The sequence below is a fragment of the Candidatus Hartigia pinicola genome, from assembly GCA_020541205.1.
GTDB lineage: Bacteria > Pseudomonadota > Gammaproteobacteria > Enterobacterales > Enterobacteriaceae > Hartigia > Hartigia pinicola.
Map to the genome: position 1 here is coordinate 69,487 of CP048208.1, position 16,889 is coordinate 86,375.

The 16,889-nt window shown below is 24.3% G+C and carries 8 protein-coding genes and 1 other RNA gene; 5 read left to right on the forward strand and 4 right to left on the reverse strand.

Features of this window, described 5'->3' with window-relative positions:
* Window positions 1-260: 260 nt before the first annotated feature.
* Entirely contained in the window at window positions 261-1,538 is a 1,278-nt protein-coding gene (gene waaA, locus GFV14_RS00160) for a lipid IV(A) 3-deoxy-D-manno-octulosonic acid transferase (protein WP_457914343.1), read from the reverse strand.
* A 1,541-nt stretch (window positions 1,539-3,079) separates the two neighbouring features.
* Here waaA and ung point away from each other — a divergent pair.
* A complete protein-coding gene (gene ung / locus GFV14_RS00165; RefSeq protein ID WP_457914344.1) occupies window positions 3,080-3,754 on the forward strand; it encodes a uracil-DNA glycosylase in 675 nt (224 codons plus the stop codon).
* A 471-nt stretch (window positions 3,755-4,225) separates the two neighbouring features.
* Here the strand turns inward: ung and grpE are convergent, their stop codons facing one another.
* Window positions 4,226-4,816, reverse strand: coding sequence for a nucleotide exchange factor GrpE (gene grpE, locus GFV14_RS00170; RefSeq protein ID WP_457914345.1), 591 nt, complete (start codon window positions 4,814-4,816; stop codon window positions 4,226-4,228).
* A 97-nt stretch (window positions 4,817-4,913) separates the two neighbouring features.
* Between grpE and nadK the strand changes: the two genes are divergently transcribed.
* Window positions 4,914-5,813 carry an NAD(+) kinase gene (gene nadK, locus GFV14_RS00175; RefSeq protein WP_457914695.1) on the forward strand — a complete coding sequence of 300 codons (900 nt, stop codon included), beginning with the start codon at window positions 4,914-4,916 and terminating at the stop codon, window positions 5,811-5,813.
* A 7,162-nt stretch (window positions 5,814-12,975) separates the two neighbouring features.
* Entirely contained in the window at window positions 12,976-13,314 is a 339-nt protein-coding gene (bamE, locus tag GFV14_RS00180; protein WP_457914346.1) for an outer membrane protein assembly factor BamE, read from the forward strand.
* A 381-nt stretch (window positions 13,315-13,695) separates the two neighbouring features.
* On the opposite strand, the gene GFV14_RS00185 is transcribed toward bamE, so the two are convergent.
* Both GFV14_RS00185 and GFV14_RS00190 read right to left on the reverse strand, forming a co-directional pair.
* Window positions 13,696-14,001 (reverse strand): RnfH family protein, encoded by a 306-nt coding sequence (locus GFV14_RS00185; RefSeq protein WP_457914347.1) that lies wholly within the window; start codon window positions 13,999-14,001, stop codon window positions 13,696-13,698.
* Window positions 13,994-14,428 (reverse strand): SRPBCC family protein, encoded by a 435-nt coding sequence (locus tag GFV14_RS00190; RefSeq protein WP_457914348.1) that lies wholly within the window; start codon window positions 14,426-14,428, stop codon window positions 13,994-13,996. Before GFV14_RS00190 ends, GFV14_RS00185 begins: the two co-directional genes overlap by 8 nt.
* Window positions 14,429-14,582: 154 nt before the next feature.
* Here GFV14_RS00190 and smpB point away from each other — a divergent pair, with 154 nt between their 5' ends.
* Together smpB and ssrA are read left to right on the forward strand one after the other, a co-directional pair.
* Complete coding sequence (smpB, locus tag GFV14_RS00195) at window positions 14,583-15,065, forward strand: SsrA-binding protein SmpB (RefSeq protein WP_457914349.1); 483 nt, start codon at window positions 14,583-14,585, stop codon at window positions 15,063-15,065.
* A gap of 48 nt (window positions 15,066-15,113) precedes the next feature.
* Window positions 15,114-15,476, forward strand: a transfer-messenger RNA (tmRNA) gene (gene ssrA / locus GFV14_RS00200).
* Window positions 15,477-16,889 lie beyond the last annotated feature (1,413 nt).

Genomic DNA, 16,889 nt, shown 5'->3' on the forward strand with positions numbered 1-16,889 from the left:
AATTGAGCGCATTACATAATGCTTTAAGTACTACTCGTTTACATACAAAAATCTTAAATTATTTTCTATGTTTTAAAAATATCGTAGTAATTTATCTACGTGTTATTGTAATTGTTCTGTTTGATAAAATTAAAATAGTTAATGTAAAGATCAAAAATAATTCTACGATAGTATATTAATTAATAATTAAGAGGGATAAATATATAGTTAGATGTTGTTTAAATTTTATTTAAGTGAATATTTTGAAATACTTGCTAGATTTATTGGTCTTTTTGAGGCAAATAAGGTTGCAGAATTTTTAACAAACGTTGTAAAGCACCTTGGTTTTCATGTAAGACAGCAGCCGCATGATGACCGTAATATAAACGATAATTCTCATCAGAAAGAAGACTAATTATAACGTTAGACATTGATTCACTGTCAAACACAGTAATAAGGGCATCGGCTTGTATTAATTTCTCACAAATATCTTTAAAATTAAAAGTACTTGGTCCCATTAAAACAGGTAAAGCGTGTACAGCTGCTTCTAGTGGGTTATGTCCTCCTATTTCAACAAGACTTCCACCAACAAAGGCGAGATCCGCGATTCCATAGAATAGCATTAATTCACCCATTGTATCAGTAATTACTACTTGTATCTCTGCAGAAGGAATAATACCTTCACTACGGCGAAGAAATTTAAAACCCATTTTTTGTGTTAATTTTTCGGCGATGATAAAACGCTCAGGATGCCTTGGAGCTAAGATTAACAATAAATTAGGAAAATTTTCAAGTATTTTTTTATAAGATTTTAAAACAATTTCTTCTTCACCTTCATGTGTACTAGTCGCGATCCAAACTGGACGATGTGGAGCCCACTGATTACGTAAAGTAACGGCGCTAGCAGCAAGCTCAGGAGTGACTGAGATATCAAATTTTAGACTACCAGTAATATTAAGCTGCATCCGTCTCAACCCTAATTGAATGAAACGTTCTCCATCTTCTTGGTGTTGAGCTGCAACCATAGTAATTTTACTTAAAATGTTTTTTACTAAAAAACTTAGTTTTTGATAGTTTTCTGCTGATCGAACAGATAAGCGCGCATTCGCAAGTATAAGTGGTACTTGGCGTTGATGAAGTTGATTAATCATACTTGGCCATAGTTCTGTTTCCATAATAATAACCAGTATAGGATTAATTTTTTTTAAGAAACGACGCATAGAACTGGGAAGATCATAAGGAAGATAAAAATGGTAAACATCATCGCCAAAAGCAGAGGTAACACGTTCAGAGCCAGTGGGAGTCATAGTCGTAACGATAATAGGTAGTGATGGGTAGTGTTGACGCAGTACTCGAACTAAAGGTATGGCGGCAAGTGTTTCACCAACAGAAACTGAATGTAATAAAATTCCACCAGATGTAACTTGATACGTGCAGAGACCGTAACGTTCCCTTAAGCGCTTTCGATATGCAGGTGTTTTACGACTTCTTAGTAACAAGTAAGCCAACGTAGCTGGTTGGATAAGATAAAGCAGTATTTGATATAAACGCAATAACATTCGATCTGATTTAGTGACTAGAAGTAATTATATCTTAACATAAATGATCAACAAAAGTATTTAGATATATATATAAAAATAATATTAAATTATCTTTATATTTATATTATTTATATGCTATCTAAGTAGAATAGAAAATTGTTTTCTACAGATAAGGTAAAGGTAAGTAACTTATATAAGGATATGGTATCCATATTAACTGTAAAAGTTATGTTAAGTTAAATGTAAATGATACACAAGTTATATGGTTATTTTTTTAACTAAAGCACTGAATCTTCATTAAAGTTTCATTAGTATTGTCATATTGGTTAATCAATAAATATATTGAGTGTATTTTCAAAAAATTCTTCAATAACATGAATTTTTATTCAATGTTTTTAAATATTTAAAATATAGTAATAGAGAATTTCTGTGATTTTGCAAATTATTATAAAATTAATTCTATGGGAGATCATGTTGAAAAGATACAGAAGCATACAGTATACAAAATAATTTATTAATAAATGATGGATTTATGAGTCAATTGTCGTTTTAGATATTCAGTCATAAAGGATATAATTTATTACAATATTATTAGACTTAACTACTTTTTATAGAGGTTTTCAATTTTAAAGTATACATAAATAGTTATGTTTGAAAAGATTTTGAATAAATGATAAAACATGCGTTATGCGAACAGGTATATGTGTTCAGGATATCAACTATTTAGTACTAGATAATATATTACATTAAATAATCTTGTATATATATTATTATATACATAATAGTTACATGAGTTGTGTCAAGAATAGAAAATTTTTTTGATAATTTTAGATTAAAAATATTTTTTATATATTGAGACTATGTTATAGATATTATTTATTTTAAGTAAAAGATTTTAATATGATTATCTTAATCATGAAAAAACTAAAATTTCATTAACTGAATGTTTTTAATGTGATAGTTAAGTGTGAAATGACTAGATATATATTTTATGATCTGGTAAATTCTTGTTCAATTTTAGAAATGCACATAAGATTATTATAAATATTTATCTGTAGATTTTTAATATACTATTATTTTTTGTTTAGAAAAAATAATAGTATAAGCTGATGTAATATTTTCTATATTTAATAATGCAGTTGGGTTTAATAGTAGCCCTAGATTTTATTACAATCCACTTTAGTGTATCTATCGTGTTCTTACTTTTTTTCCTCGATATGCTCAAAATTATTTAATAATTTTGTGTTTTAATTATAACAATATGATGTTAGCGATATTATTAATATTTTGATTTTTTATTTTGATGTTTATCCTGTATTGAATGATTATTTAATATATTTTATTTATATATCTTAAATATATCAAGCTAGTTTATTTGATTTTAATTAATATTTAGAACACTTATAAACGATATAATTTAAGATAAAACTTTTAACTATTATTTTATAGTAAATAAAAATAATTTTTATTTTACTAAAATACTGAAAATAATTTATTATATTACTGGATCTTTTAAGAATTCGATATGTAGTTATGTTATTTAATTATTACAGGAAGTTATGTTTAATATGTTAACGTGGTGCGATATTATTAGGTATGAAAAAAATAAGGCTTATTTTAAAAATCTTCTTGCTTATGTTGCGAATGAACGTCAAAAGGGGTTGACTATCTTCCCTTCTCAGAAAGATGTATTTAATGCATTTTATTATACTGAGCTTTCAGATGTTAAAGTTGTGATTTTGGGACAAGATCCTTATCATAGTTTAGGCAAAGCACATGGTTTATCTTTTTCTGTTATTCCTGGTGTTAGGTTTCCTCCGTCATTAACGAATATATATCGAGAATTAAAAAAAGATATTGCAGATTTCAAGTATCCTGAACATGGCTGTTTATTAAGTTGGGCTTATCAAGGTGTACTGTTATTAAATACTGTTTTAACAGTTAAAGAAGGTAGTCCTAATTCGCATGCCAATTTAGGTTGGGAAATTTTTACAGATACAGTAATATCAGTTATTAATCAATATCGGACAGGTGTTATTTTTTTATTGTGGGGTTCTTCTGCTCAAAAAAAAGGAAGAAGTATTAATACTAAGTATCATTATATATTAAAAGCTCCTCACCCTTCTCCGTTGTCAGCTTATCGTGGTTTTTTAGGTTGTGGTCATTTTTCAAAAACAAATAATTTATTACAGAAACAAAAACTTATACCTATTGATTGGAATGTTATGGTTTAGAGGTAATTTTTAGATAACGCTAATATTTTATACTTGTTGTTATGTACAATTACATAAAAGTACAAAATAATTCAATAAATGTTTACATATAATATATTATACATAATAAACTATTAAAGTTTTCTAATATTTTATGAGTGTTATTCAGTGTAAGTAGTGAAACATTAAAGAAATTTTGTGCATGACAAAAATTTTAATAGCACTTACCTATATTAAATGCTTTATGCATGAAGTATATATTTTAGCTGTAAAGTTATATGAGTCAAAATATGGAATATATTACATACCAGTGTCATTACTAAACTAATAAAAATAATCAATTCAATTCCATTCATTAGATATTGAAATGTTAGTTGGTTCAAGTATCAGTTTTATTCTTTAAAAAGAACTTTAAATATCAAAATAACTTAAAAGAGTATTGCAATAATCAGGGAAGCATATCCCTGATTATTTTCTATGAACTATAGTTTATTATTTAGATACAATAACCATGGCTGGTCGTAATAAACGACCATTTAAAACATAGCCTTTTTGCATAACATCAATAACTTGATTTTTTTCATAATCAGTCGATTCAATCATTGTCATTGCTTGATGTACTTCTGGATTAAATGGTATATTAGATTTAAAAATCACTTCAATGCCAAAATTTTCTATTACAGATAAAAATGTTTTTAGTGTCAATTCCAATCCTTCTAACATCGCTTTTGAGTTTTCACTTTTATGATTAGCTGCCTCGATAGCACGCTCTAAGTTATCGATAACTGGTAACAATTTTATGGAAAATTTCTCGAGAGAAAATTTATGAGCTTTTTCAATATCTTGCGCGGTTCGGCGACGAACATTTTCAATTTCTGCTTGTGCACGGATCATAGCTTCACGCTCTACTTTCTGAGAAGCAGCTAATTTATCTTCAAGTTCAGTAATGCGAACATTTAAATTTATTACGTTTTCTTCTGGTTTGACTAATTTTTCTTCCAGGTCTTGTTTTAGTTCAGTTTTTTTGACTTTCTTTAGATCAGGGGCTTGCTCATGATTCATATTTTGTTCTTTATTACTCATGAATATCTCCGCGTATTTAGCATTTATCCTATAATGAGAGTATTATGGGGGTATTAAACAGGGATTCAAGTGAGGTGATTGCATGAGAGGACAAAATATGTTTAAGGATAAAAGTATACAGAAAACACATTTTCAAACCATAGGAATAGTAGGACGTCCACGATATCCGTATTCTTTATCTGCTCATGAATTAATCTATACTTGGTTATTGTCTAAAAATTACCATCCTATTATTGATAAACAAGTTGCCAAAGATTTAAAATTACAAAATGCTCATGTAGGAAATCTTATGGAAATAGGTCAGAAAGCTGATCTAGTGATTGTTGTTGGAGGAGATGGTAACATGCTTAGTGCTGCACGTATATTATCTAAATACAATAATAAAGTTATTGGAATTAATCGAGGTAACTTAGGTTTTCTGACGGACCTTGATCCTGATAATGCTTTACAACAGCTGTCTCATGTTCTTAATGGTGAGTATTATGAAGAGAAAAGGTTTTTATTGGAATCAAAAGTCATAAGATCTAATCATAAATCTCGTAAAAGCACTGCACTTAATGAAGTTGTATTACACCCAGGTAAAATTGCACATATGATTGAATTTGAAGTGTATATTGATGAATGTTTTGCTTTTTCTCAACGTTCAGACGGATTAATTATTTCAACACCAACAGGCTCTACAGCTTATTCTCTGTCTGCAGGAGGACCTATACTGATGCCTAACTTAGAATCTATTGTTTTAGTGCCAATGTTTCCACATTCTCTCTCATCACGACCATTAGTCATTAGCAGTAAGAGTAGTATTCGGATGAAGTTTTTACGCAGTAATATTAATTATGAAGTCATCTGCGATAGTCAAATAATGGGACCGGTACAGGATGGTGAAGAAGTGATAGTACGACGTAGTAAAAAAAATCTTAATCTCATACATCCTAAAAATTATAATTATTTTAATATATTAAGCTCAAAGTTAGGTTGGTCTAAAAAAACTTTTTAATTTTTATCTTACTATCAAATACATAAAAATTAGTAAAGATTTTATTCATATAGATGTTTTTTACAGGAAAGTATAGATATTTATTTAATTTACTAGTAATATTTTTGATGATCCGGGTTGTGAATCTGAATTTTATATAATCTAATTAAGAGAATATTCTATTTATTATTTCATTATGTTATTTAAAAATAATTATAATGAATATTATTGGTATCTTTCATTACCTATCAATAGGTGTATTAAGTTACTAAATATCTTAAAATATTAAATTAGCCCTTATTAGATAAATAAGTAACAAATATTAGAGAGATATTCATTTTATATAATATTCGTTATGTTATGTCTCGTCTGAAAAGAAAATTTTAAGTAGAACAGGATCATTTGGAAATATTTTTTAAAAAGAAGGTTGTATATTACAATTGTATAATTAGAAAATACAAAAATTGACAGATAATAGTTAATTTTATTAGAAAAATGTTAAGAATGTAATTGAAGACAATTGCATGAATGGTACTCGTAAAAATGTAAAAATAACTTTTTAATAATTTATGCAGAAATGATTAAAAAGTTATTTTTACATTTTGTGTTTCTAAAAAAATATGTTATTAAATAATAAAAGCATGCTAGAAATTGAAAATTTCTACAATTAACTATAATAATAAATAAGATCATGATTAGACAAGTTTTTTAACATTTCTAATCTTTAGAGCGTTTTTATGTATTAAGTATATATTAATAGATCATGGGGACGAAGATAAAATATTTTTGAAATTTATATATCATATACTAGTGCAAGTATGCGTTATAATAAAATATAATAATTATTTAAATTGAATATCATTTTAAAATCGTAAGTTATTAAATATTTTGTAGATTTTCTTAGAGATTTTCTGAATACACTGCTCAATGTAAACAATTGTAAAAGATATTTTAATATCTACTTTAGTTTTAAAAATCTAGAATTTATTATTGTTTGTTGTATAGAATATTCAATATGATTTTAATCATATTGAATTTGTGCGTTATTAATGATAATAATAGTGAAAAGTACATTAGGTAGATATTAATATCATTCGGTAAATTATTACAATAAATTGACATAATGCTAATAACTGAAGAATTATTGAATATTTACTTAAAATATTGAAATTAAAGATAAAAATAAACTTAATCATTTAGATGTATTGTATACTATGACTAAAAATCAGAATAATAATTTATTGTGTGTTTTTTTTATTAAGTTTTTATATGAAAAATGAAAGGTATTGAAATTCAAAAGTAGTTAGAAGAGTTAAGTGAAATGGTTGTTTGGAAAAATTTACAATTAGCTTATTACAATGTTGCACTACCATAAAATTTTTATTAAAGTATAATATGAAGATATATTATATAAATTTAAAATTAATTATTTTTAATCAGACAACTTGTCGTGTCTACACATTTTATAATCAGGTAAATATAATAAAGATCATTTTAATTAATTATAATATTAATATTTATTAAAATCTTATAAACTTATGAGCGTTAATTTTTTAGAATTCTTGATATTTTTTTAGTATTGTTGTATTAAAATTAAATATACTAATAGATGATTTTTTATTACTTTGTTAACTAACTATATTAAATTTAGTAAAAATATTCTGTTTAGATTGATTTGTATATGTTGTAATAAAACTAAGATTAAAATAAAGACAGTAACTATGTTATAATCAATTTAATGAAATATCCTGAATAAAATAATAATTAATACTTACATTGAAAGTATATGTTTAATATTTTCTAAATTTAAGAAGTGTATATAATATTGGTATTTTATATTTTTATAAAATAAAATATTATTATTAGTAATAATGACATTTTTTAAAAATATACAGTAAGATTTAAATGATATTTATTTATGAAAAAAGTACTTACAATGCAAAATTGAGTTTAATTAAATGAAATATTACTTAATAAATAAAAAATAATTAATACTATTTTTTCCATTTTCTTTATATTTTAAAGTAAACTACTTTAATTTGATTTTATCATCCGTTCAGTGTTAACTTTTATTAAAAATAATTTTCACAAAAGGTATTTGCATATTATTTTTTATGAATTGTCTTATGAAAAACATATTTAGATAGTAGTGATTTTTTATATTCTTGTTATTATGTATTAAAGCATTCTGAGATCAGAAGTAGTGTAAATGCAAAATGAATACATAACCATCTTTCTTATTGAAAGATTAATCAAATGTTTATATTAACTAAAGTTGATAAAATAATAAAAATATCACTTATATTAAATAATATAATTTTTTTTTACTAAAAATCTCATATTTTATTTTATCTTGATCTAAAGTAGTTTTTACAGATTATATTATGACATTGTTATTAGCATTTCATATACTATAACATGCAAACTATTTTATTAAAGTTTTAAACTGATATATTAGATATAACATGTCTATTGGACAAAGATAATCTTTGTTATATATCTTTATAAATATAACACCATACAATCCTGTATAATATGTTTACTAATTATTAAATTAAAGTATAGTATTTTGACTAAATTTTTTAGAAATTTCAATAAATATAGTGTAGTAAATTATCTTGTAAAGTATTATTGCACTAAAATTTCTTTTGTGTTCTAGATTTAAAAAATTATTAGATTATATCTCGGCGTTAGTTTGGTTAGCACATAAAAATTTAGAAAGAATACTGAAGCTTATTGTGAGTTATGTGATAGATTATAGTTAATCTATAAAATTTGTGGGCTTGATGTATTAAATGAGAATTCAAAAACATGTTAATTTTTTAATGTTCGTTAAACAGAAATCTCTCATAATATGAGATTATTATTGATGCTCTTTCTATTGTTATACTAATAGAGTAGTTAAATGCAACTATTGTTTAAGAGAACAATTAAGAATGCCACAAACAGCATTTTAAATCATATTGACAGTTAGGTTTTGAGGAAGTGTTCTGCATTGACATGAAATAAAAAACTAACATTTTATATTAATCGTGATTCGATTATCGGATATAAATTGTAACTACTTTATTGAATTTTATAAGATCTTTGAATATAATATATAGTTTTCACATGCCCCAGTATTTTAAAAGTATCATTTGTATTTTAATAAATTTTTAATACATGTTACGCAACATTTTTTATGTGACAGATATTAAGATGTAATTACTTACATGATTATTAATATATTACAAATAGATAATGATTATTTAAAAAAAATCACATGTTTATTTTTTAGCACATTTCGGTTAAGATGTTTTAATAAAAATAGAACGAATTTACTCATTGTTAATATTTTTATATAAAATTTATTTTCTATTATTTAGTGATTAAATTGAAAATTTTACTATAGTTATATCCTTGAAGGTAATTTTTATTACCAGTAAATAATATTCGCTTTTTTAAAGAGAAAATTATGTTGTTATTGATTTGTCTTTCCTCGTGCAGTTAACTGTCTACATTTAAATTAAATATTGTTGTACTTAAAAATCTTGATCTTTTGATGCAGAAAAATGTATTTACATATTATTGTTGAATAACTTGGAAAGTATTTTCTCATTAGATCGGGTTATCTTAGTATTGCACTAAGCTGAGTTTAAGGATTTTAAGATTTTGTTCTTTTAGAAGCATATAAGCTTTTAATATAAAATCATAAGTAATGATGATTTTTGTGAGGTAATAATTGAGCTCCTCCTGAAGTTTTTTTGATCTAGATGTACAGTTTACTATTTTAATCGTCACTAAAGTGACGATATATATAAAATATGTAATTAGGTTTTTAGGTTGAAAGAGTTTAGTCTTCAAAGAAGTGATATATAATAGTATTTTTTAAAATATTTTCGTGATTTATATATTTTTTTAAAAACATACTTAACTTTACCGATATAAATTTCTTTATTGAAGTATAATAATAATTTTAGTGTTTTTGTTTTTTTAATGTGAAATTTTGACGTATAATACTATTTTACGCTATCTTAAATAGCGTGATTTTAATTTATCTTCATACAATGAATAATATCTTATTATTTTTTCTTGTTATGAAAATTCTATACAAGTTTACCAGATAAAGTTATTTAAGTTAAAAATGCAAATGAGTATCAACTATGATGCTGTGAGATCTAAAAAGATAAATAATTTTATGGTAAATATTTAGTCCTGAATTTTATTAATTAATATAAATTTTATTATATAAAAATGTGCTCTTGGTGAATTTTTATATTTAAACTATTTTGTAGTTTATAATATTAAAACTACATTCTATTACTCTTTTACAATACAATTTCAATATGATTGTTAACATCACTTTTAAAAAAATAAATATAGTTTTATTAATTAAAGAAATCGTAAATTCATTCTCAGATCATTAGTAAAAATTCATTAATAGACGTTATATTTTTACCTTAGTACAATTGTAAAACAAATACAACATTAGATTAATTTTACTTAATGGTGCATTTAACTATTTTTAAAAAACTAGAAAAACAATTAAAGATTAGGATATTATTGCACTTTAAAACTAGTTATATTCATGCATGAATTATTGATATAATTTTAACATAAAAAATAATTGTGATATTTTATAAGTGTTACTCAAACTATATATTTATTATTTTATTTTATTTTATTTTATTTTATTAGATCTAATATTTATTATATCTAAGATCATAAGTGTGAAATTTAATATCGTTAGATCACTCACGGTATAAATTAAATATGTATGTTGTTAATTTTCTGAATAATTCAGTATTGTAAAATAGATTGATCATCTTTGTGAGCACTGCAATCTTTATATAAGATCTTTAACGTGCTAGATTAAGTTAGTGTAATGATAGTAATTTAAATTCTTATAAAAATTTTTCCTATAATGATTATAATTATATGAATAGATTATATTTTATTACTTAAGTGAGCGTTTGAATAGTAGTGAGATTTAACTTATATATAGTGCATGAGTAAAATATTAAGCATGAATGTGAAGTGTTTTTTATTATTCTACCAGATGTTAACCGAGCTATGTGGATTTTGTGCTAATGTTTGTGAAATAATCATGTTATGTACTGATGAATGATGAGAATATTTACAATAATTTAATAACTATCACTAAAATAGAGTATTGTGTATATCTAGATTAGAGTATTTATTATAGTATCATCATCTAATTTAAAAAAACTAGGAGTATCTAAACTTCTGAATTATATTGCAATATTTACAGTATTAAGTAAACATCTTGAATGTAAAAAAACTACATAGAGACAATAATTGATGACTAAGATAGTAAAACGTTAGTTGTTACTCATTACTTCATTTAGTTTCTTACATATCTATTCACGTCAGCTATCAATGGTATATCTGCACAATTCTTTAATAATATTGTTAATTATTGATTTTACGAATTATCGAGATGTGTGACTGACTTTAGTAATTGTCTCTTAAAAGATTAATACAATTACTAAATAGGATTTTTTCGTCTTTACTGAAACTATAAATACTAAAACGTATAGTTTTAATTATAATTTTTTAAATAAATAATATTTAAAACTTTACTATTACTTTTGCAATCTACTTAGTATATTGTTGAGATGAAAAGTAGAGCATAATATGAACAGTTTTATTTGTAATATGCAAGTAAATCTATTTTGAATTATTTTATACTTTATATGTTTCAGTAGTTAATTTATTTAAGTTTTTGTAAGAATTTAAAAATAGCACTGGTAGTACTTAAAAAGTATTTTGAGTACAAATTGTAAATAATATTATTTAACGAATCAATACATTACAGAGTATGTAGATAGTTTTATATACACAATGTTTTGTTTAAATATTTTTATATAAAATGTATTAATTCTGTTTTACGATAGAACTTTACTATCGCAATCAAAAATAGTATTTTGTTAATGCAAATCTACAAGAAAATGTAGTTTACCTTTTATTTAATAATGTTTTAAAAAATATGTTATATTTACAGTTATTAAACTAACTTTAATTTTCTATATAAAATAATACACTAAGTGATAGTACGCTTTTAATCAGCACTTTGATGTGCATATAAAATATGTAAAAAATATAACTATAGAAATATTACTAAATTATTGTTTTAAGATGAGTTCAAAGAACTTCTTTTTTATTACAGTGAATTATAAAATGTAGTATTGAAGTAAAACTGTTAATTAAACGATGTCTCTATGTGTTAGTTAACATAAAATGCTAATTTTATGTTCTAGTTGTGAGACAATGTTGAAAGTTTATAAAATAGTATTAAATCAGTTAACTACATTAGTTATATACCAGCTTCAATCTTTGAAGATATCTTGAATGTATTTAAAGATGTTTCATATCAAGCGCGCAAGGTTAGCTTAGTTGAAACATGTTTTGAGAAAAGTATATTAAATTCTAATTGTCTATTTAAGCTTTCACAACGTATTTATAAACAAGTTAGTTTAGCGTGAAAATAATGTTAATAAAGTTTCGCCTAAAAACATATTTTCACATTATTAATGTTTAGCATGTATATAAGATCATTAGTGAATGCAGTTATAACACATATTTTTTACTGGTATACAAATAGATGTATTATAAATTTAATATTTATTCCTCAATATTTATAGTTACACAGTACATTATGAAAGTTATCATCTAACGTTATTGGTAGATGCAATCAATTATATTTAAGTATCTCATTATAATTATGTAGATAGGTATATGTTATCTAATATTTTATTAGAGATCTAGGTGGTTAATAAACAATAAATTCTCTAAAGTTATATTGTTTATGAAATTGATATGAATTTTTCTGTATTGATATCAGCGAGTACTTATCAGTTATTATACCGGTATAGTAATCAGTAGAAATTACATGCGGATTAGTATAATGATAGGATGTAGGTATTATTATTTAGTAGGAATAATAATATAAATATAAAAGCATATATAATGACTAAATAAAATTTTTAAATCAGAGTTTTTTATTTTATAATAGATTATATGATATATATCATATAACTTTAAATACATAAAGAATTTTTTTTAATATTTATTTTCTAAATATTTTATACTTTTGTCTTTATAAAAGTAACGTAGAAGGTTGTTATATGATACTCATATCAATTATCATTAACATCGAATTTTAAAAGGAATAATGTCATCTATGTATTATAAACTGTTTACGGTTATTATAGTGTTACTCACACTAATGTCTTCTGGTTGTTCAATAATGGAAAGTTTTGTTTATCATCCTGACATTAACCAAGGTAATTATTTAACAGTACAAGATGTTAATAAGATTAAAAAAGGAATGACTCAAAAACAAATTATTTACATTTTAGGTACGCCAATGGTAACTGATATGTTTAGTGGTCAGATTTGGTATTATATTTTTCGACAAGAACTTGGTCATGATCCTGTTAAACAAGAAACTTTAACGCTAAATTTCGACCGTGATGGTATTTTAACTAATATTCATCATCATAAAGATATTATAAGATAAATAATTATATATGTATTATATATTAAATATTGAGTCTTTAAATACTTAATCTAAATACTGTTCAGATCAAATATTAACCAACCTCGCATTATTGAAATAATTATAAAATAAGTTAAAAAATTTTTAACTGTAAAATATTCAAAAGAGTATCCAGTCAACAACGATATTATTTGCTGTTTAATGAGAAAGAATTATTTCATTTATTTATCAAAAATAAATATATATCATTATAATAAATATCTGAAGTTTTATATTACTTCTTGAGTTAACATTTTATTTATATCTTGTTATTTAACATTTTTATTTTAGTAAATACTTAAAATATTTTATTTAAATCATCATTATAAAAAAATACAATAATATTCAGTTTATTGTATGACTTTAAAAGTAGTAATTATTTTTTATATGTTTTACTTTTTTAGATCTTGTACGACGAAGTTCTTTTGGATCAGAAATGAGGGGACGATAAATTTCAATTCGATCACCAGATCGCAATGTGTCACTAAGTTTTGCTATTCGACCATAAATGCCTACATTATTTTTTTCAAGATCAATATCTGATTCCAGTATAAGAATTCCAGAAGCAATAATAGCATCTTTAATGATTGTGCCTGCCATAACTTGTAGTGATAATAAATACTGTTTTTCAGGTATTGCATAAGCGACTTCAATGTTCAAATTAGACACCGTAAATATCCTTAGCTCTTAATGTAAAAGTTTGAACTACATTCTTTGCGAGTATGTCAAATGTTTTGCTAAATGCTGATTCAAGTAATTTGTTAGTAAATTCAAAATTAAGATGAAGCTCAATTTTACAGGTATTTAAACTTAAAGGAATGAAAATCCATTTCCCTATTAATTGTTTAAGACATCCTTCAACCAATTGAATATGAATAGATTTATTATCCTCTAGAATATTTTTAGTGATAAAGGTCTTACTAATACCTGCTATTAATATTTTTACGGAAGCAGTCACATGGTCATAACCATGATGAATAATTTGACTGCCTATACATCCTGGTAAAAAATTGGGGTATGCAATAATATCATTAACAATTTTATACATTTGTTCTGCGCTAAAATAAACTAATAGAGAATATTTAATTTTTAGCATATCACTTCCTATCTAGAAACATTATACATATAATAATAGCATTTCAATTTACTAAATAAAAATAAAATCGATTAAGGATCATCATTACATAATGAGAATATATTCTAGTATAGAAATATATTTTCAAATTAGGGTGTAGTATAATGAGTAAATAATGAGAAAGAAAAAAAATTATCAAATTCATTCTGCAACAATTGCCTTAAATAAACGCGCTCGTTATGAATATTTCATTGAAGAAGAATTAGAAGCGGGTTTATCTTTACAGGGTTGGGAAGTGAAATCGTTACGTTCTGGTAAAGCTAATATTGTTGATAGCTATGTTTTGCTGAGAGATGGTAAAGCATATTTGTTTGGTGCTCATTTTACACCTTTAAATGTTGCATCCTCTCACATAATTTGTGATCCGATACGTAATAGACAGCTTTTACTAAATCAACGAGAACTAGATGCTCTTTACGGTCAAGTTAATCGTGAAGGTTATACTATTATTCCTCTTTCTCTTTATTGGAAACATGCATGGTGTAAAGTCAAAATTGGCGTCGCAAAAGGTAAAAAAGAATACGATAAACGTTTTGATATACAAAATCGCGAATGGCAAAGAGATAAAGAACGCATCATAAAACATTTTAATCGTTAAGTAGTGGATTTTATAATATTCTCTGTTATACTAACTGGAAAAAGTTAGGGGGCTGATTCTGGATTCGACGGAATTTACAAAATTTAAGGTGCATGCCGAGGGGCGGTTTGCCTCGATAAAAGCCGCGAAAAAATAGTTGCAAATAATAAAAACTACGCACTAGCAGCTTAATAACCTGCATAGTAACCTCTCTCCCTAGCCTCCGCTCTTAGGACGGGGATCAAGAAAGGACAAAACTTAAAAGAGATCGCGTAAAAGCCTAGCCTATGGTTAAACGTTAAATTTATCAGGATAGTTTGTTGATGCGTGTCTGTCTGCAATTAACAAATGAATTTAAAGACTAGACTAAGCATGTAGTACCAAGAAGGCTAGAAATTTCGGACGCGGGTTCAAATCCCGCCAGCTCCATAAATTTAGTGAATTAATGATAAAATAAATTTTTAAAAGGACAAGTTATTTTAATTTATTATCTAAAATATAGATAAACTTATAATAATAATATTAATTAAAATACCTTCATTTAATATTTGTTTATCTATAATTATATGTACTTCTATTCTAGAAAATGAATTGACATGATATATTTATACCACTTCCTGCGTATCGTAGGAGCAATTTTATAATAATACATTTTCAGAAATTATTTTTAATGAATTATTCTCTATTGATTTTTGAAAATCTATAAAAACTATAAGAAAGAAAAACTAGATTCTGTAATTAACGTTTAAAATAAAGTTACTTTTAAATATTAGCTAATGATTATATAAATCATAATAGAACTATATCAGTAGAAATACATAAACTTTAATAGTATGGAGATAAATAATACAATAGGTTTTATGATAATAAAATTGTTTTCTTATTAAGTAAGATACTTCTAGTAAATATTTCAAGTGTTACTGATGAAATTTTACTAATCATTAGTAATGATTGTGCTTAAAATACTTAAGCTTTTTAGACTGCATACAAAATAATTGCATTTGTTAAAAGATGTAATATATGTTCATATAAGTTAAACATTTTCAGAAATTTATATTGTGTATTACCTAAAGAATTAATATAGAAATACTGAATAAATTCTATGTTACTCATAGAACGCCATAAGATAATATGTTTAAAAGTTTATTTAATTATATCTAAGTATTTTAAACATAGAAGAAATAATAAAATTTATTTAAATACTAATTTTAGTTTATCGAGTCAATTTTTTGTATAACAATACTGAAGGTAGTTTTTTTAATATTATGAAATCATGATAAATATTTTTTGTTAATATTTGAAAGAATTAATTTCAGTATAAATTAAATAAAATGTCAGGAAGTTCAGGAAATTTTTATGAATTAGCATCATAGAAATTAACATTAAATAAATTGTATGTGAAATTTTATTAAACAAGTAAGTTCTTTAGATGTAAATCAAATTATTCAAATAAAATTAACTAAATAAGTTTAGTATGAAACTATTCATTTTTTAAAGTTTTAAGATATAAAAGATATAAATATTTAAACATTTTGCATGTTTAAATTATGTATATATCTAAAGATAGGGAGCTAATATATCCAGTAAAGCATGACTTATACTATACTAAAGAATCTAAAGTTAGAGTATGAGGATCAATTTTATTTATAATAAATTATATAGAGAGTTTTGAATAGAGGCCTGCGACTTATTGTATATTTTAGAGGTAGGCGATTTATTAAGTTGTCAATCTATATCTTCATTATAAAAACTGTAGTAAGTTACTTACTTTGTATATTCCATGTATTCTATAAAAATCATCTCATACAGTATTTTTGGAGATAAAGCAATAAGTAAATCTTAACT

Excerpts from the sequence above, each read along its gene's own strand:
- waaA (WP_457914343.1), bottom strand. The coding sequence starts at position 1,538 with ATGTTATTGCGTTTATATCAAATACTGCTTTATCTTATCCAACCAGCT.
- ung (WP_457914344.1), top strand. The coding sequence starts at position 3,080 with ATGTTTAATATGTTAACGTGGTGCGATATTATTAGGTATGAAAAAAAT.
- grpE (WP_457914345.1), bottom strand. The coding sequence starts at position 4,816 with ATGAGTAATAAAGAACAAAATATGAATCATGAGCAAGCCCCTGATCTA.
- nadK (WP_457914695.1), top strand. The coding sequence starts at position 4,914 with ATGTTTAAGGATAAAAGTATACAGAAAACACATTTTCAAACCATAGGA.
- bamE (WP_457914346.1), top strand. The coding sequence starts at position 12,976 with ATGTATTATAAACTGTTTACGGTTATTATAGTGTTACTCACACTAATG.
- GFV14_RS00190 (WP_457914348.1), bottom strand. The coding sequence starts at position 14,428 with ATGCTAAAAATTAAATATTCTCTATTAGTTTATTTTAGCGCAGAACAA.
- smpB (WP_457914349.1), top strand. The coding sequence starts at position 14,583 with ATGAGAAAGAAAAAAAATTATCAAATTCATTCTGCAACAATTGCCTTA.